This window comes from Micromonospora sp. URMC 103, from assembly GCF_051386435.1.
In the GTDB taxonomy this organism is placed as follows: domain Bacteria; phylum Actinomycetota; class Actinomycetes; order Mycobacteriales; family Micromonosporaceae; genus Micromonospora.
In genome coordinates, this window is record NZ_JBPQTR010000004.1 from 602,006 (window position 1) to 619,806 (window position 17,801).

General features: G+C 73.6%; 15 protein-coding genes and 1 pseudogene. 14 read left to right on the forward strand and 2 right to left on the reverse strand.

Features of this window, described 5'->3' with window-relative positions:
* Positions 1-8 precede the first annotated feature (8 nt).
* From ACSNOA_RS06375 to ACSNOA_RS06385, 3 genes are all read left to right on the forward strand, one after another.
* Positions 9-1,088, forward strand: a complete 1,080-nt coding sequence (locus ACSNOA_RS06375; protein WP_436656995.1) for a threonine ammonia-lyase — start codon at positions 9-11, stop codon at positions 1,086-1,088.
* Complete coding sequence (locus ACSNOA_RS06380; RefSeq protein ID WP_436656996.1) at positions 1,085-2,218, forward strand: D-alanine--D-alanine ligase family protein; 1,134 nt, start codon at positions 1,085-1,087, stop codon at positions 2,216-2,218. The genes ACSNOA_RS06375 and ACSNOA_RS06380 overlap by 4 nt, the downstream gene beginning before the upstream one ends.
* 87 nt (positions 2,219-2,305) lie before the next feature.
* Positions 2,306-2,968: a hypothetical protein gene (locus ACSNOA_RS06385; RefSeq protein ID WP_436656997.1), complete on the forward strand. Its 663-nt coding sequence runs from the start codon at positions 2,306-2,308 to the stop codon at positions 2,966-2,968.
* A gap of 45 nt (positions 2,969-3,013) precedes the next feature.
* Here the strand turns inward: ACSNOA_RS06385 and gabT are convergent, their stop codons facing one another.
* Positions 3,014-4,285 (reverse strand): 4-aminobutyrate--2-oxoglutarate transaminase, encoded by a 1,272-nt coding sequence (gabT, locus tag ACSNOA_RS06390; RefSeq protein WP_436656998.1) that lies wholly within the window; start codon positions 4,283-4,285, stop codon positions 3,014-3,016.
* A gap of 5 nt (positions 4,286-4,290) precedes the next feature.
* Positions 4,291-5,727 carry a gamma-aminobutyraldehyde dehydrogenase gene (locus ACSNOA_RS06395; protein ID WP_436656999.1) on the reverse strand — a complete coding sequence of 479 codons (1,437 nt, stop codon included), beginning with the start codon at positions 5,725-5,727 and terminating at the stop codon, positions 4,291-4,293.
* 144 nt (positions 5,728-5,871) lie between these two features.
* On the opposite strand from ACSNOA_RS06395, the gene ACSNOA_RS06400 reads away from it, so the two are divergent.
* From ACSNOA_RS06400 to ahcY, 11 genes and pseudogenes are all read left to right on the forward strand, one after another.
* Positions 5,872-7,311 carry an aldehyde dehydrogenase family protein gene (locus ACSNOA_RS06400; RefSeq protein ID WP_436657000.1) on the forward strand — a complete coding sequence of 480 codons (1,440 nt, stop codon included), beginning with the start codon at positions 5,872-5,874 and terminating at the stop codon, positions 7,309-7,311.
* A 153-nt stretch (positions 7,312-7,464) separates the two neighbouring features.
* Entirely contained in the window at positions 7,465-8,058 is a 594-nt protein-coding gene (locus ACSNOA_RS06405; protein ID WP_436657001.1) for a DinB family protein, read from the forward strand.
* 158 nt (positions 8,059-8,216) lie between these two features.
* Positions 8,217-8,477, forward strand: coding sequence for a hypothetical protein (locus ACSNOA_RS06410; protein WP_436657002.1), 261 nt, complete (start codon positions 8,217-8,219; stop codon positions 8,475-8,477).
* A gap of 160 nt (positions 8,478-8,637) precedes the next feature.
* Positions 8,638-9,303: pseudogene (nfi, locus tag ACSNOA_RS06415) on the forward strand (deoxyribonuclease V); the annotation flags it as partial.
* 214 nt (positions 9,304-9,517) lie between these two features.
* Positions 9,518-10,705: a hypothetical protein gene (locus tag ACSNOA_RS06420; RefSeq protein ID WP_436657003.1), complete on the forward strand. Its 1,188-nt coding sequence runs from the start codon at positions 9,518-9,520 to the stop codon at positions 10,703-10,705.
* Positions 10,706-10,773: 68 nt separating this feature from the next.
* Positions 10,774-12,159: a phosphomannomutase/phosphoglucomutase gene (locus ACSNOA_RS06425; protein ID WP_436657004.1), complete on the forward strand. Its 1,386-nt coding sequence runs from the start codon at positions 10,774-10,776 to the stop codon at positions 12,157-12,159.
* 61 nt (positions 12,160-12,220) lie between these two features.
* The gene (locus tag ACSNOA_RS06430) at positions 12,221-12,406 is read left to right on the forward strand and encodes a Trm112 family protein (RefSeq protein WP_436657005.1); all 186 of its coding nucleotides are present in this window, start codon (positions 12,221-12,223) and stop codon (positions 12,404-12,406) included.
* A complete protein-coding gene (locus ACSNOA_RS06435; protein ID WP_436657006.1) occupies positions 12,403-13,599 on the forward strand; it encodes an SIS domain-containing protein in 1,197 nt (398 codons plus the stop codon). The genes ACSNOA_RS06430 and ACSNOA_RS06435 overlap by 4 nt, the downstream gene beginning before the upstream one ends.
* A 67-nt stretch (positions 13,600-13,666) precedes the next feature.
* Positions 13,667-14,665, forward strand: a complete 999-nt coding sequence (locus ACSNOA_RS06440) for a cation diffusion facilitator family transporter (protein WP_436657007.1) — start codon at positions 13,667-13,669, stop codon at positions 14,663-14,665.
* A gap of 2 nt (positions 14,666-14,667) precedes the next feature.
* Positions 14,668-15,831: a mannose-6-phosphate isomerase, class I gene (gene manA, locus ACSNOA_RS06445; RefSeq protein WP_436657008.1), complete on the forward strand. Its 1,164-nt coding sequence runs from the start codon at positions 14,668-14,670 to the stop codon at positions 15,829-15,831.
* A gap of 330 nt (positions 15,832-16,161) precedes the next feature.
* Positions 16,162-17,658 (forward strand): adenosylhomocysteinase, encoded by a 1,497-nt coding sequence (ahcY, locus tag ACSNOA_RS06450; RefSeq protein ID WP_436657009.1) that lies wholly within the window; start codon positions 16,162-16,164, stop codon positions 17,656-17,658.
* Positions 17,659-17,801 lie beyond the last annotated feature (143 nt).

Below are 17,801 nucleotides of genomic sequence, written 5' to 3' on the forward strand. Positions count from 1 at the left end.
GAGAAACGATGTCGCGCACAGAACCGGCCGTACCGCCCCCGCCGGACCGTGCTCGCGTGCAGGAGGCCGCCTGGTGGCTGTCCGGCCGGGTGGTGCGTACGCCCGTCCTGAACTCACCGGTGATCGACCGGCTCGCCGGCGCCCGCGTCCTTCTGAAGGCGGAGAACCTGCAGGCCGGCGGCTCGTACAAGATGCGCGGCGCGATGCTGGCGGTGGGCCGGCTCGCCGCGGCCGGGCACGGCGGGGTGGTCGCGCAGAGCACCGGCAACCACGCGGTCGCGGTGGCGCTGGCCGCCCGACGGCACGGCCTGACGGCGACCGTCGTCCTGCCCGCCGACGCGGCCCAGACCAAGGTCGCCCGGGCCCGGGCGGCGGGCGCCGAGGTCGTCGTGGCCGGCACCACGCTCGACGAGCGGGTCGCGACCGCCCGCCAGATCAGCGAGACCCGGGGCCACCCGCTGATCGACGCGTACGACCACCCCGACGTCATCGCCGGGCAGGGCAGCGCCAGCCTGGAGCTGATCGAGGAGGCGGAGCGCGTCGGCAGCCCGCTGGACGCGCTGGTGGTGCCCGTGGGCGGTGCGGGCGGCGTCGCGGGCGCCTGCCTGGCCGCGGCCGGAACCACCATCCAGGTGTACGGTGTCGAGCCCGTGGGCTGCGACTCGCTGGCCCGCAGTCTCGCCGCCGGACGCCCGACACCGGTCGCCCCGGCACCGACGATCGCCGACGGCCTGCGCCCCACCTGTGTGGGTGAGCTGCCGTTCGCCATCGCGCGCGACGCGATCCGGGGCGTCGTGCGGGTCGACGACGACCAGATCGCCGACGCGTTCCGGCTGCTGCTGATGGAGCTGAAGGTGCTCGTCGAACCCTCGGGCGCCGCCGGTCTCGCGGGCGCGCTGCGGCTCGCGGCGAGCCTCGGCGACGACGTGGTCGATCGGCCCGGCGCCGGCCCGGAGGGCGGGCGCCGGGAGGAGTACCGCACGGTCGGCGTGGTGCTGACCGGCGGCAATGTCGAGGCGGAGCTGGTCGCGCGCCTGGCGACCCGGCAGCTCGCCGACCTGACGAGTGTGGAAGAGGTGGCGGCATGAGCACGCCTGTCCGGATCGGAATTCTGTTCGGTGGCCCGTCGGCGGAGCACGAGGTTTCGTGTGCCTCGGCTCTCGGTGTGGCCCGGGCCCTCACCGAGGCCGGTCACCGCGTGGTGGCCATCGGGGTGACCCGCACCGGCGTCTTCCGGCTGGTGCCGGACGCGGTGCTTGCCGAGCTGCGCGCCGGCGTGGGGGCCGCCCGCGCGATCGACGACCGGTTGACGGTGACGGGGCCGGTCGTGGAGTTGCGTGCCGGCAAGCGGCCGGGGACGGCCGTCGTCGCTCCCGCGGACGCGCCCGGGACGGCGCACGCCGAGCTGGACGTGGTCTTCCCGGTGCTGCACGGCCCGTACGGCGAGGACGGCGTCGTGCAGGGCGTGCTGGAGTCGCTCGGTGTGCCGTACGTCGGGTGCGGCATCCTCGCCTCCGCCGTCGGCATGGACAAGGTGGCCATGAAGCGGGCGCTGCGCGCCGAGGGGGTGCCGATCACCCCGCACGTGTGGTTCGACGAGCAGACCTACCGGGCCGCCGACGACCCGGAGAAGCTGGTGCTGGGCCTGCGCCGGCCGCTGTTCGTGAAGCCGTCCCGGATGGGTTCCTCCATCGGGATCTCCCGGGTCGCCGAGGGGGACGACCTGGGCGCGGCCGTCGAGGAGGCGCTCCGCCACGACAACGTCGTCCTGGTCGAGCAGGGCGTCACCGGCCGGGAGCTGGAGTGCGGCGTGCTCGGCGGCTGGCGGCCGGAGGCGTCGGCCGTCGGCGAGGTCCGGGTGACGGGCGGCTGGTTCGACTACCAGCAGAAGTACTTCGGCGACGCCGACCCGATGGTCGTTCCCGCTCCGCTGCCGGACGAGGTGACCGAGCGGATCCGCGAGCTGTCGGTGCGGGCCTTCACGGCTATCGGCGGCTGGGGCCTGGCCCGGGTGGACTTCCTCTACGACGAGGCGACCGGTGACCTGTACGTCAACGAGCTGAACACCATGCCGGGGTTCACCGCGCACTCGATGTACCCGAAGGTGTGGGCGGAGTCTGGGGTCAGCTACCGGGAGGTCGTCGACCGGTTGGTCGCGCTCGCCTTCGCCCGCCACGCGGAGCGGCCCGGCACCCCGACCCCGGACGGCCCCCGGTGATCGTGCGCCCGCACTGAACGGTGGAGGCATCCCGTCCGTACCAGGCGTCGTACGACACCACCGGACGACGGGAGAGACACGGTGAGGGTGCAACGCAGGCACGTGCTGGCGGCGGGTGTGGCGGTGGCCGCCACGGCGGTCGTCGCGGTGGGCACCGGGCTCGGGTTCGCGGACACCGCACCGGCACGGCAGTCCGCCTGCTCCGGCTCGGTGACGTTCTCGGCCGAGGGTGGCGCGCCGGCGGCCACGAGCGACCGGTTTCCGGTGGGGACGCGGCTGCGGGTGACGAACCTGGACAACAACCGGGCGACGACGGTGACGGTGACCGGCCCGTCGGGCAGTTGTGTGCTGCTCAACGTGGCTGCCATGGACCAGATCCGCGAGCCGGGAAAGAACGTGGTGCGCCGCAACGTGGTCGAACGGCTGGACGACGCGGCGCCGCCCGCGCCGGGCGCCGGTGAGATGCGGCCCGGCGCGGCCTCGCCGGGCGCGCCCGGGCCGGCACCCCGCTCGGTGTGCACGGGCTCGGTGACGTTCTCGGCCGAGGGTGGCGCGCCGGCGGCCACGAGCGACCGGTTTCCGGTGGGGACGCGGCTGCGGGTGACGAACCTGGACAACAACCGGGCGACGACGGTGACGGTGACCGGCCCGTCGGGCAGTTGTGTGCTGCTCAACGTGGCCGCCATGGACCAGATCCGCGAGCCGGGGAAGAACGTCGTCCGCCGCAACACGGTCGAACTGCTGCGCTGAGGAGCGGGCGGGGCCCGGTCTCGGGTGCCGGGCCCCGCCCGCTCCTCAACCGAACGCGGCGTCGAGGATGTCGAGGCCGCGGTGCAGCTCGGCGTCGGAGATGACCAGCGGGGGCAGGAAACGCAGCACGTTGCCGTACGTGCCGCAGGTGAGCGTGAGCAGCCCCGCGGCGTGGCAGGCGGCCGACACCGCGGCCGTGGCGGCCGGGTCCGGCGTGAGGGTGCCCGGGCGTACCAGCTCCACGGCGAGCATCGCGCCCCGGCCGCGCACCTCGGCGATCCGCGGATCCCGCTCGGCGATGGCGCGCAGGCGGGGCGTCAGCACCGACCCGATCCGCCGGGCCGCGGCGGCCAGGTCCCGCTCGTGCATGGTGTCGATGCTGGCGAGCGCCGCGACGCAGGCCAGCGGGTTTCCGCCGTACGTGCCGCCGAGGCCGCCGACGTGCACCGCGTCCATCAGCTCGGCGCGGCCGGTCACCGCGGCGAGGGGCAGCCCGCCGGCGATCCCCTTCGCGAGCGTCACGAGGTCCGGCTCGACACCCTCGTGTTCGCACGCGAACCAGTCGCCCGTCCGGCAGAACCCGGTCTGGATCTCGTCGGCCACGAAGACGACACCGGCCGCCGTCGCCCACTCGCGCAGCGCCGGCAGGAACCCCTCGGCCGGTACGACGAAGCCGCCCTCGCCCTGGATCGGCTCGATGAGCAGCGCGGCCACGTTCTCGGCGCCGACCTGCTTCTCGATCATCTCGATGGCCCGGGACGCCGCGGACGCGCCGTCGAGGCCGCCGTCGCGCAGCGGATACGACATCGGCACCCGGTAGATCTCCCCGGCGAACGGCCCGAACCGGTGCTTGTACGGCATGTTCTTCGCGGTCAGCGCCATGGTGAGGTTGGTCCGCCCGTGGTACGCGTGGTCGAAGACCACCACGGCGGGCCTTCCGGTGGCGTGCCGGGCGACCTTCACGGCGTTCTCCACCGCCTCGGCGCCCGAGTTGAACAGCGCCGATCGCTTCTCGAACCCACCCGGCGTGAGCGCGTTGAGCCGCTCGCACACCGCCACGTACGACTCGTACGGCGCCACCATGAAGCAGGTGTGCGTGAAGCGCTCGACCTGCTCCCGCACGGCCGCCACGACCCGCGGCGCGGAGTTGCCCACGTTGGCGACCGCGATACCCGCCGCGAAGTCGATCCACTCCCGCCCGTCGACGTCGACGATCGTCCCGTCCGACGCCCGGTCCACATAGGATGGAATCACGCTGCCCACACCCCGGGCGACCGCCGCGCCTCGTCGCTTGTGCAGTTCCTCGGAGGACGTCATGGGGCTCAGCCCTCGATGTTGTGCATGACGTGCTTGATCCGGGTGTAGTCCTCCAGGCTGTAGACCGAGAGGTCCTTGCCGTGCCCGGAGTGCTTGAACCCGCCGTGCGGCATCTCGGAGACGAACGGGATGTGGGTGTTCACCCAGACGCAGCCGAAGTCGAGCCGCCGGGTCATCCGCATGGCCCGCCCGTGGTCCTTCGTCCAGACCGAGGCCGAGAGGCCGTACTCGACACCGTTCGCCCAGCGCACCGCCTCGTCCTCGTCGGAGAACCGCTGCACGGTGATGACCGGGCCGAACACCTCCTGCTGGATGATCTCGTCGGCCTGCCGGACCCCGGAGACGACCGTCGGCGAGTAGAAGAAGCCGCGCTCGCCGACCTGCGAGCCGCCCGCGTCGAGGTTCGCGTGGTCCGGCAGCCGGTCCACGAAGCCGCGGACCCGCGCGAGCTGGTTGGCGTTGTTGAGCGGGCCGTAGAGCACGTCCTCGTCGTCCGGCGCGCCGGTCCGGGTGTTACGGGCCTGCTCCGTCAGCGCCGCCACGAAGTCGTCGTGGATGCCGGGGCCGGCCAGCACCCGCGTCGCCGCCGTGCAGTCCTGCCCGGCGTTGAAGTACCCGCCGACCGCGATCGCCTCGGCCGCCGCCGCGACGTCCGCGTCGTCGAAGATCACCACCGGGGCCTTGCCGCCCAGTTCGAGGTGGGTGCGCTTGAGGTCGGGGGCGGCCGCCGCCGCGACCTCCATGCCGGCCCGGGTCGAGCCTGTGATCGACACGAACTGCGGGGTGGGGTGGGCCACGAGGGCCCGCCCGGTGTCCCGGTCGCCGCAGACCACGTTGAACACGCCCGGCGGCAGGAACTCGGCGGCCATCTCGGCGAGCAGCAGGGTGGAGACCGGGGTGGTGTCCGACGGCTTGAGCACCACCGTGTTGCCCGCCGCCAGCGCCGGGGCGATCTTCCAGACCGCCATCATGAGCGGGTAGTTCCAGGGCGTGACCTGGGCGCAGACGCCGATCGGCTCCCGTCGCACGTACGACGTGTGCCCGGCCAGGTACTCGCCGGCCGAGCGGCCCTCCAAAAGCCGCGCCGCTCCCGCGAAGAAGCGGAACTGGTCGACGCAGGGCGGCAGCTCCTCCTCGGCGGTGAGCTGACGCGGCTTGCCGGTGTTGCGGACCTCCGCGTCGACCAGCTCGGCGGCCCGGGCCTCGACGGCGTCGGCGAGCTTCAGCAGCGCCTTCTGCCGCTCGGCCGGCGTGACGTCCCGCCAGCTCTCGAACGCGTCGGCGGCGGCCCGCATGGCGGCGTCCACGTCGGCGGCGCCGGAGATCGGGGCCTGCGCGAAGACCTCACCGGTGCACGGATCGACCAGGTCGGCGTACCCGCCGTCCACCGGGTCGACGTACTGGCCGTTGACGAAGTTGCGCAACTGCTGCTGGTCACTCATGAGGAGTCTCCGAGGGTGGCCGGGGGATGAGGAGGTCAGCGGAGGTATTCGCAATCTGAGTGCCATATTGGCCACTGAATTCGCGGCATACAAGCCCTAACGCGACTGTTTCCGTGCGGATCGGTGGTCGTCTAGGCTGCGTGCGTGGAGCCGAGAGCCTTCTACGTGGCCGGCCGTCCCGCACACGGCGAGGACGAGCTGACCGTCCACCACCCCTACGACGGCCGCGCGGTGGGGCGTACCACCGTGGCCACGCCGGACCAGGTCGAGGCGGCCGTCGCGGCCGCGGCCGGAGTGGCCGCGGAGGCCGCGGCCCTGCCCGCGCACGTCCGCGCGGCCGCCCTCGACCACGTGTCCCGGCGGCTCGCCGAACGGGCCGACGAGGTCGCCCAGCTCGTCACCGCCGAGAACGGCAAGCCGCTGAAGTGGGCGCGCGCCGAGGTGGGCCGGGCCGTGTCCACGTTCCGGTGGGCCGCCGAGGAGGCCCGGCGCTTCTCCGGCGAGCTGCAACGCCTCGACACCGACCCGGCCGCCACCGGCCGGATCGCCCTGGTGCGGCGGGTGCCCCGGGGCCCCGTCCTCGGGATCACGCCGTTCAACTTCCCGCTCAACCTCGTCGCGCACAAGGTCGCCCCCGCCATCGCCGTTGGCGCGCCCATCGTGGTCAAGCCGGCCCCGGCCACCCCGCTCTCCGCGCTGCTCCTCGGCGACCTGCTCGCCGAGACCGAGCTGCCGGCCGGGGCGTTCTCGGTGCTGCCGCTGCCCAACGACCGCGCCGCCGACCTGGTCACCGATCCCCGGCTGCCGGTGGTGTCGTTCACCGGTTCCGGCCCGGTCGGGGCGGCCATCCGCCGCGCCGCGCCCGAGAAGCACGTCACCCTGGAGTTGGGCGGCAACGCGGCAGCCGTCGTCTGCGCCGACTGGGCCGCCGACGAGGACCTCACGTTCGCCGCGCAACGGATCGCCACGTTCTCGAACTACCAGGCCGGGCAGTCCTGCATCGCCGTCCAGCGGGTCTACGTGCACGAGTGGATCTACGACGGCTTCCTGCCGCGGCTCGTGGCCGCCGTCCAGGAACTGCGCACCGGCGACCCGGCCGACGAGCGGACCGACGTGGGGCCACTCATCTCCACGGACGCCGCGCGCCGGGTCGAGGCATGGGTCGACGAGGCGGTCGTCGCGGGCGCGACCATCGAGGTCGGCGGACGCCGCGAAGGGGCCACCTACCCGCCCACCGTGCTCTCCGGGGTGCCGGCCGACGCCCGGGTCAGCGCCGAGGAGGTCTTCGGGCCGGTGCTGGTCGTCGCCCGGGTCCAGGACGACGACGCCGCGTTCGCCGCCGTCAACGACTCGGCGTACGGGTTGCAGGCCGGCGTCTTCACCCACGACGTCCGGACGGCGTTCCGCGCCGCCCGAGTGCTCGAGGTGGGCGGGGTGATCGTCGGGGACGTGCCGTCGTACCGGGCCGACCAGATGCCGTACGGCGGGACGAAGGGCAGCGGCGTCGGCCGCGAGGGCCTGCGCAGCGCCATGGACGACTACACCGAGCCGCGGGTCCTCGTCCTCACCGGGGTGTCCCTGTAGGCGGGGCGGGCGGCCGTCGGCGGCGCCCCGTCACCAGGTGCCGTCGTCGCGGACGCGGGCCGGGGCCCGGCCGAGCAGCAGGGTGGTGAGGGCGCCGCAAGGAGGCTGGCCAAACCGCTTGCCGCGTCGCGGCCGGTCGGCGAGGGTCGCGGTATGGCCGATTCGTCCGCTGATCACGCCGCCGACTCGCCCGCAGAGAAAGGGCAGGGCTTCGCCTGGTCGAACATGTTCATGCACCCGGACGAGGATCCGCGTTCGGACGGTGGCTTCGACGACGAGCGGGCGATGTTCGTCGGGTACCTCCGCGACCAGCGCCTCACACTGCAACTGAAGTGCGCCGACCTGGACGCCGAGCAGTTGGCGCGCCGCGCCGTACCCCCGTCGACGCTGTCGCTGCTCGGCCTGGTCCGGCACATGGCCGAGGTGGAGCGTGGGTGGTTCCGCCGGGTGATGGCCGGCGAGGACGTTCCGGCGATCTACCGCACGGACGCCGACCCGGACGCCGATTTCAACGAGGCGCTCGCGGAGCCCGACGTGGTTGCCGAGGCGTGGCGGAACTGGCGGGCCGAGATCGAGTTCGCCGAGCAGTTCGTCGACCGGACGGACCTCCGCGCGACGGGGACCACGCGCGACGGCGACAGCATCTCGTTGCGCGAGCTGCTCCTGCACATGATCGAGGAGTACGCCCGGCACAACGGCCACGCCGATCTGCTGCGCGAGCTGATCGACGGCCGTATCGGCCAGTAGCGGCGACGGTGGCCGCGGGGCGCACCGGGCACCCACGGGGAGCGACGTGATCCACTCCGGTTCGCCGATGTGGCGGTATCCCGACGTGCCGGACACCGCTACATCGCCGCAATGGTGTCGATCAACACCCATCGACGGCCCGGAACTACCATCGGGTGATGGAGAGATCCGAGAGCAGCCAGCAGCAGGTCTGGGCCTGGCCGGTGGGGATCCTGCTCGGCCTCGTGATCGGCGTGAGCACGCTGGGCGGTCTCGGCGGCGTCGGCTTCGGGATCGCCATCGGCATCGCCTTCGCGCTCGCGTTCGGCGCGAACGGCGGCGGCACCCGCAAGGCCGCGGACGGCGCCGACGGCGCGACCGGGTTGGGCGCTCCCGGGGCTGCCGGCAACGAGCCGGGTTCTCCCGACGAAACCCGATGAGCTCCTCGGCATCGCGAAAGTCGGCGCCTCGACGAGAGCCGGGTCTCGGGGACGTCGCGTCGATCGATCAGCAGGACGGAGCCCGCGGGCGATGACAGCCGCACCCACACCGAACCCCGTACCCGCGCGGGATCCCGTCGCCGCGCCTAATCGCTGGGCGGTGCCGGGCAGCGTCGCCGAGGCGGTGGCCGTACAGGAGGAGTTGCGGTCGCGGGTCGACCTGGTGGGGCCGGGTCCGTCCGCGCCGGAGACGGTGGCCGGGCTCGACGTGGCGTACGCGGAGAGCGGTGAGCTGCTCGCGGCGGCCGTGACGGTGCTCGACACGCGGACGCTCGCGGTGGTCGACGAGGCCGTCAGCGTCGGGCGGCCCGCGTTCCCGTACGTCCCGGGGCTGTTCGCGTTCCGGGAACTGCCCGCGCTGCTCGCCGCGCTGGACCGGCTGCGCGTCCGTCCCGAGCTGCTGGTCTGCGACGGGCACGGCCTGGCGCACCCGCGTCGGTTCGGGCTGGCCTGTCATCTCGGCGTGGTCACCGGCCTGCCCGCGATCGGTGTGGGCAAGACGCCGCTGGTCGGCGAGTGGGCGCCACCGGCCGCCCGGCGGGGCGCGTGGTCGGCGTTGCGCGACGGGGGTGAGGTGGTGGGCCGGGTGTTGCGTACCCGTGACGGCGTGAAGCCCGTCTTCGTGAGCGTCGGCCACCGGATGAGTGTGGACAATGCCGTGGCGCAGGTGCTCGCACTGACCCCGCGGTACCGGCTACCGGAGACGACACGGACCGCCGACCGGCTCGCGCGGGAGGCCCTGGCCGCCGCTGAAGGAAGGTCAGGCCGGTCACCCACGACACCGGCCGGACGCGACGGGCGGACACCGACGACACGGGACGCCGACGCAGCGACGACACCGGACCCCGAGGCCCCGGCGACACCGGACCGCGACGACTCGGCAGGGTAATGCGGCACACATGCGGTGCGCTCTATGACGGGTGGGTCTCATGGGGCGGTAGTAGCCTGACCGGCGGTCCCCACCCGGGGAGGACGGCGAGGTGATCATGGCGGTACGGGGGCACGTGAAGCGGCTCGCGACGGTCTTCGCGGTGCTGGGTGGCCTGGTGCTGCTCGGCGCCTCACCGGCCATGGCCGACGACGACTCGGTGCGGCTGCGCTCGGCCGACAGCTTCACGGCCGGCGGCTCGGCCGAGGGGGTGAACCTCGAGGTGCGCAAGCGCAGCGACGGCTGCGTGATGCTGCGTACCGCGCTCGGCCTGCGGCTGGAGGGCCTCGAGGCGAGCCAGGTGACCGTCCAGGTCAACTACGGCGGGCGCTGGTTTCCGGTGCCGCTGGGCGGCGGCTCCGGCCACGTGACCACGTCGCAGACCTCGCCGGCGAAGCCGACGCTCTGCAAGGGCAAGGGCGTCACCGTGCGCTACCGGATCTCGTTCGAGCGCGGCGCGCCGAACGGCCGGCTGAGCGTGACGGGCGAGGCCAGCAACGCGGTCGGCCAGGCGCTGGGCCGGGACGCGGAGTCCGCGCGGGTGGTCGGTGGGCGGGCCACGGCCTCGCCGACCCCGTCGAAGAAGCCGTCGCCGTCGCCGACCCCGGAGGCCACCGAGGCGCCCTCCGACGCCGGTACGACCCCGGCGGCGCTCGCCGTGCCCACGGGCGGGCCGTCCACCCGGGCCGCCGAGGAGTCCTCGGGGCTCTCCCCGGTGATGTTCGTGGGGCTCGGCCTGGTCGTCGCGGGCGCGCTGCTGATCGTGCTGCTGGTCCGGCGGTCCCGCCAGGACAGGGCGCCCGCCGACGAGCCGGTCCTGCCGCTCGCGGGCAGCCCCGGTGGCACCACCTACCGCTCGGGCGGTGGCGTTCCGGCCGCGCCGGGCCAGCCCGGCCAGGTGTACGGCCAGCAGCCGGCCGCGGGCGGCGTCTACGGCGTCCCGTCCTCCCGGCCCGCCGGCGGCGTCTACGGATCCCGTCCGGCCGCCGAGCCGGACACGACCCGACCGATCTCCGCGCCCGGCGAGACCTGGTCGCCGGCCGAGGGGGACGCGGCCCTGCCGTCGCCCACGCCGGACGCGACCCGGCCGCTGCCCGGTCACGCGGGCGGCCGGATCCCGAGCCAGCCCGGCACCGTGCCGCCGCAGGTCCCGGGTCCGGTGGCGGACGCGCCCGGTGAGCCACCGGCGTCCGCCGGGGACGGCGACCACACCGTGTACATGCCCCGGCTCCCCGGCTGAGCGAAGCGCAGCCGCACGCTCCGATACGCTCAAGGTTCGTGACGACCTGCGGCCAAGGAGTGAAACCGGTGTCTGATCTGTCCCAGATCGTGAAGGCGTACGACGTCCGCGGGACGGTGCCGGACCAGTGGGACGAGCGGGCCGCGGAGGCACTCGGTGCCGCCTTCACGCAGCTGCTGAACGCGACCGACGAGCCCGGCGACGCCGTCGTGATCGGACACGACATGCGGGCCACCTCGCCCGGTCTGGCCGCCGCGTTCGCCGCCGGCGTACGCGCCGAGGGGCGGTCGGTCGTCGAGATCGGTCTCGCCTCGACCGACATGCTCTACTTCGCCTCCGGCTCGCTCGACCTGCCGGGCGCGATGTTCACGGCGAGCCACAACCCGGCCCGGTACAACGGCATCAAGATGTGCCGCTCCGGCGCCCGCCCGATCGGGCAGGGCACCGGGCTCGCCGAGATCCGCGACCGGGCGCAGGCGCTGCTCGACAAGGACGAGCCCCGGCCGGCCGGCGACCCGACGCGTCCGGCCGAGCGGCGGGACCTGCTTCCGGACTACGCCGCGCACCTGCGCAAGCTGGTCGACCTCTCGGGCATCCGCCCGCTGCGGGTGGTCGTCGACGCGGGCAACGGGATGGCCGGCCACACCGTGCCGAGCGTGCTCGGCGACGCCAGCCTTCCGCCCCTGCCGCTGGAGATCGTGCCGCTCTACTTCGACCTGGACGGCAGCTTCCCCAACCACGAGGCCAACCCGCTCGACCCCGCCAACCTCGTCGACCTCCAGCGCGCGGTTGTCGCGCACGGCGCGGAGATCGGGCTGGCGTTCGACGGCGACGCGGACCGCTGCTTCGTGGTGGACGAGCGGGGCGAGCCGGTGTCGCCATCGGCGATCACCGCGATGGTCGCGGCCCGGGAGCTGGCCAAGCACCCGGGTTCCACGGTCATCCACGGGCTGATCACGTCCCGCGCGGTCCCGGAGATCATCCGCGAGCACGGCGGCGAGCCGGTGGTGGCCCGGGTGGGGCACTCCTTCATCAAGGCGGAGATGGCCCGCACGAACGCGGTCTTCGGCGGCGAGCACTCCGCGCACTACTACTTCCGGGACTTCTGGTTCGCCGACACCGGCATGCTCGCCGCCATGCACACCCTGGCGGCGCTCGGCGAGCAGTCGCTTCCGCTGTCGGTGCTGGCCGGCGAGTACGAGCGGTACGTCGCGTCCGGCGAGATCAACTCGACGGTGGCCGACCAGGCCGGGGCGATGCGCGACGTGCGCGCCGCATACCCGGACGCCGAGGCCGACGAAATGGACGGGCTCACCCTGCGCTTTCCCGACGGGGCCTGGTTCAACCTGCGTGCCTCCAACACCGAGCCGCTGCTGCGGCTGAACGTCGAAGCCCCCACCCGCGCGCGGATGGTCTCCCTCCGCGACGAGGTGCTCGACCGGGTTCGCCGATAAGATCCCCTGCGCCGTCCGGCACCGCCGGCGGTGAAGCCGCACACGTGGAAGGAGCCGCGCCGTGGCCCTGGATCCGCAGTTGCTCGAGATACTCGCCTGCCCCGACACGCACCACGCACCACTCGACTACGACGCGCAGGCGCAGACGCTGACCTGCACCGAGTGCGGCCGCGTCTTCGAGGTCCGCGACGACGTGCCGGTGCTGCTGCTGGACGAGGCGCGCGGCGGCCCGGGGCAGCAGTCGTGATCGACGGTACGGCCGGGGTCAGCGGCCACCGGGAAGCCGACGAGTCGCTGCTCGACGACCCGGACGCGCTCGCCGAGCGCGACCCGGGCGGCATGCTGCGGCACACCGCGTCCGCGGGCGCCCAGGTGCGGGAGTCGGCCGCGCTGGCCGCCGAGGCGAACCTCTCCGTGCTCGCCGACGAGGGGCGGCCGCGCGCCGTCGTGATCGCCGGCATCGGCACGGCCGGTCGCACCGGCGACGTGCTCGCCACGGTCGCGGGGCCGCGCTGCCCCGTGCCGGTCATCCCGCACCGCAGCGCCGGCGTGCCGGGCTGGGTGGGCGCCGCGGACGTGGTCATCGCGGTGAGCGCCTCCGGCCGCAGCCCCGAGGCGCTCGGGGCCGCCGAGGCCGCGCACCGGCGGGGCGCCCGTCTGGTCGCCGTCGGCGCGCCGGACTCGCAGCTCCAGTCGGTCGCCGAGCGGGCACGCGCGCCGTTCATCCCGGTGCCCCGGCGCGCGCCCGCCCGGGCCAGCCTCTGGGCGCTCACCGTGCCGGTGCTGCTCGCCGCCCGTACGCTCGGGCTCGTGAAGGTCAACGAGGCGGACCTGGCCGAGACCGCGGCCCGGCTCGACGCGGACGCCGACCGGTGCCGGCCCACCGCCGAGTCGTTCGTCAACCCGGCGAAGTCGCTGGCCCTCGGGCTGGCCGGCTCGATCCCGATCGTCTGGGGCTCGTCTCCGCTGGCCACCGTGGCGGCCCGCCGCTTCGGCGACACGCTCTCGGCCAACGCCCGCTACCCGGTGGTGACCGGGGCGCTTGGTGAGGCCGGGCGGGGCCGGGTCGGCCTGCTCGACGGTGTCTTCGGCGGCCTCGCAGAGGGGGAGCGGGACATCTTCGCCGACCCGGACGAGACCGGTGGCGACGGGACCCGGCTGCGGCTGGTGCTGCTGCGCGACGGTGGCCTGAACGCCGAGGACGACACCGACGAGCCCCTCGCCGTCGAGGAGCGCCGCGCCGAGGCGGTGCAGACGCTCGCCGAGCGCCGCGGCGTGCGCTGCGACGTGGTGGCCGCCGAGGGCGGGTCGGCGATCGAGCGGCTCGCCTCGCTCGTCGCGGTCCCGGACTTCGCCTCGATCTACCTCGCCATGGCCCACGGCCTGGATCCGATGGCGGTACCGGCCATCACCGAGATGAAGGAGCTGTCGAACCAGTGATCGAACGTTGGGGGCGGCGCGGCACTCCGGCGCCCGCCGGTGTCGCGCGGCCCGAGGGAGCGGTGGCGTGAGCGCCGAGGGTGGGACCAGGGCGATCATCGCCGCGCTGCTGGCGAACATCGGCATCGCCATCACGAAGTTCCTCGCGTTCGTGCTGACCGGCTCCTCGTCGATGCTCGCGGAGGCGATCCACTCGGTCGCCGACTCGGGCAACCAGGGCCTGCTGCTGCTCGGCGGCAAGAGGGCCAAGCGGGAGGCCACGCCGCAGCACCCGTTCGGCTACGGGCGGGAGCGCTACGTCTACGCGTTCATCGTGGCCATCGTGCTGTTCAGCCTCGGTGGCCTGTTCGCCCTGTACGAGGCGTACCACAAGTGGCAGCACAAGGAGGGCATCGAGTCCTGGCACTGGGTGCCGGTCACCGTGCTGCTCGTCGCGATCGTCATGGAGTCGTTCTCCTTCCGTACGGCCATCAAGGAGTCGAACCACACGCGGGGCAACCAGTCCTGGCTGCGGTTCATCCGCCGGGCCAAGGCGCCCGAACTGCCCGTGGTGCTGCTGGAGGACTTCGGCGCGCTCGTGGGTCTGGTGTTCGCGCTCTTCGGCGTGAGCATGACGCTGGCCACCGGTAACGGCCGGTGGGACGCGTTCGGCACCGCGATGATCGGCATCCTGCTCGTGACCATCGCCATCGTGCTCGCCATCGAGACGAAGAGCCTGTTGCTCGGTGAGGGCGCGGAGACGCACGACCTGGCCGCCATCGAGCGGGCCGTGACCGAGGGCCCCGAGGTGGAGCGGATCATCCACATGAAGACCCTCTACCTGGGGCCCGAGGAGCTCATGGTGGCCGCGAAGGTCGGCGTGACGGCCTGTGAGACCGCCGAGGAGGTGGCCCGCGGCATCAACGCCGTCGAGGCCCGCATCCGCGCCGCCGTGCCGATCGCCCGGGTCATCTACCTGGAGCCGGACATCTACAGCGCCGCCGCCGAGCGTGCCGGCACCGGGTCCGCGGCCCGGACGGCCGTCCCGCAGCCCGAGGACGAGGCGTCCGGGCGGTCGGGGAGCTGAGCGTGGAATTGCTGTACGGACCGATCCGGGACTACGCCTGGGGGTCCCGCTCCGCCATCGCCGCCCTACAGGGGCGCCCCGTGCCCAGCGACGGCCCCGAGGCCGAGCTGTGGCTCGGGGCGCATCCCGGCGCTCCGGCCGCCATCGAGCGCGCCGGCGCCCGGATCAGCCTTCTCGACGTCCTGGCCGCCGAGCCGGCCCGCTGGCTCGGTGAGCAGGGGGTCAACCGCTTCGGCACGCGCCTGCCGTTCCTGCTCAAGGTGCTCGCCGCGGACGCCGCGTTGAGCCTCCAGGCGCACCCGGACGCGAAGCAGGCCCGGGCCGGCTACGCGGCCGACGCGGCCCGGCCGCCGGAGCAGCGCAACTACGTCGACCCGTACCACAAGCCGGAACTGCTGGTGGCGCTCTCGCCGTTCGAGGCGCTCTGCGGGTTCCGCGACCCGGCGGAGTCGGCGGAGGCGCTCGCCGCGTTCGGCGTACCGGCGCTGGAGCCGGTGGTCACGGCGCTGCGGTCCGGGGTGTCCGGCCTGCGGACGGCGGTGCGCACGCTGCTCATGTGGCCGCGGGAGGAGCGTGCCGCGCTGGTGGCCGCCGTGGTGGCGGCGCCGGTCGACGGGCCGGAGGCGGAACTGGCGCGGTCGCTGGCCGTGGACTATCCGGCCGACCCCGGGGTGCTGGTGGCGCTGCTGCTGCACCACGTACGCCTGTCGCCCGGTGAGGCGATCTGGATGCCGGCCGGCAACCTGCACGCCTACCTGCGCGGCTGCGGCGTGGAGATCATGGCGGCGAGCGACAACGTGCTGCGCGGGGGGCTCACCCCGAAGCGGGTGGACGTTGACGAACTGCTCCGGGTGCTGCGCTTCGAGGTGCTGGACGAGCCGGTGTGCCGGGCGCAGCCGGTGGGTCCCGGGGTCGACTGCTGGCCGGTGCCGGTGGACGACTTCGCGCTCTGCCGGGTGACGGTGGGCGACGCGGTGCCGTCGGCCGAGCTGTCGCCCGTCGGCCCGCGGGTGGTGCTCTGCGTGACCGGCTCGGTGTCGGTGGACGACGGGACCGGCGCGCTCACGCTGGAGCGCGGCCAGGCGGCCATCGGCGCGGCGGCGGGCGGGCCGGTGCGGATCAGCGGGAGTGGGGAGGCGTACGTGGCCTCCGGTGGCCTGAGCTGACCCGGACACGGCCGCGGGGTGAAAATCGCAAGTCCGACTTTCCCGGAATAGCTTGACGCGCTCCTAGCGCAGTGTGACTCTATGGGTACGCAGCGTTATCGCGACGACGGTCCGACAACGTGCGGGGAACCAAACCGGGGGGATGCACGGGGCGGCCGGCTGGTGGACGGAAAGTCCGTTCACGACCGACCGCCCCGTGCGCTGTCCGCGGCACCTCCCACCGGCCGACCCTGGCATCCGCGCCCGCGGCGATGGCCGGCCGGGGCGCCCGCCGTCCGGCGCGCGCGTAAGGTGGAGGGTCGCGCAGCACATCGTCCGACAGGAGCTTCCATGACCAGCACCCTCCCGACGGCCAGCGGCACGCCGGCCCAGGCTAGGCCGGGCAGCGTCGCCGAGGGCGACTACAAGGTGGCGGATCTGTCGCTCGCCGAGTTCGGCCGCAAGGAGATCCGGCTCGCCGAGCACGAGATGCCCGGTCTCATGGCGATCCGTCGCGAGTTCGCCGACGCCCAGCCACTGGCCGGCGCCCGGATCACCGGTTCGCTGCACATGACCATCCAGACGGCCGTCCTCATCGAGACGCTGACCGCGCTCGGCGCGCAGGTCCGCTGGGCGTCCTGCAACATCTTCTCCACCCAGGACCACGCCGCCGCGGCCATCGTGGTCGGCGCCGACGGCACCCCCGACGCCCCGGCCGGCGTCCCGGTGTACGCCTGGAAGGGCGAGACGCTCGAGGAGTACTGGTGGTGCACCGAGCAGGTGCTCACCTGGCCGGACGGCCAGGGGCCGAACATGATCCTCGACGACGGCGGTGACGCCACGCTGCTCGTGCACAAGGGTGTCGAGTTCGAGAAGGCCGGCGCCGTGCCGCCGGTCGAGTCGGCCGACTCCGAGGAGTACGCCGTCATCCTGGGCCTGCTGCACCGCTCGCTCGCCGAGGACGCCCAGCGGTGGACGCGGATCGCCGCGGGCATCCGGGGCGTCACCGAGGAGACCACCACGGGCGTGCACCGGCTCTACGAGATGCAGCGCGAGGGGAGCCTGCTCTTCCCGGCCATCAACGTCAACGACTCGGTGACCAAGAGCAAGTTCGACAACAAGTACGGCTGCCGGCACTCGCTCATCGACGGCATCAACCGCGCCACCGACGTGCTGATCGGCGGCAAGATGGCCGTGGTCATGGGCTACGGCGACGTGGGCAAGGGCTGCGCCGAGTCGCTGCGGGGCCAGGGCGCGCGCGTCGTGGTGACCGAGGTCGACCCCATCTGCGCGCTCCAGGCCGCCATGGACGGCTACCAGGTGGCCACCCTGGACGACGTGGTCGAGCAGGCGGACATCTTCGTGACCGCCACCGGCTGCTTCAACGTCATCACCCACGAGCACATGGCCCGGATGAAGCACCAGGCGATCGTCGGCAACATCGGCCACTTCGACAACGAGATCGACATGGCCGGCCTGGCCAAGCGCCCGGACGTCACGCGGGAGAACATCAAGCCGCAGGTCGACCTCTGGCGCTTCGACGACGGCCACGCCATCATCGTCCTCTCGGAGGGTCGCCTGCTGAACCTGGGCAACGCGACCGGGCACCCGAGCTTCGTGATGTCGAACTCCTTCTCGAACCAGACGATCGCCCAGATCGAGCTCTTCACGAAGACCGACGAGTACCCGGTCGGCGTCTACGTGCTCCCGAAGCACCTGGACGAGAAGGTCGCCCGGCTGCACCTGGGCGCGCTCGGCGCGAAGCTGAGCACGCTCACCAAGGAGCAGGCCGCCTACCTCGGCGTGCCCGTCGAGGGCCCGTTCAAGCCGGAGCACTACCGCTACTGATCCTGTTCCCGACACACCGGGCCGGCCGCACCACGCGGCCGGCCCGGTGTTCGTTTCGGGGATGCGGGCGCGGTGGCGGGCGGTCAGTCGCGGCGGCGAACTTTGGCGGGCGGTCAGTCGCAGCGGCGCCGTAATGGCGGGCG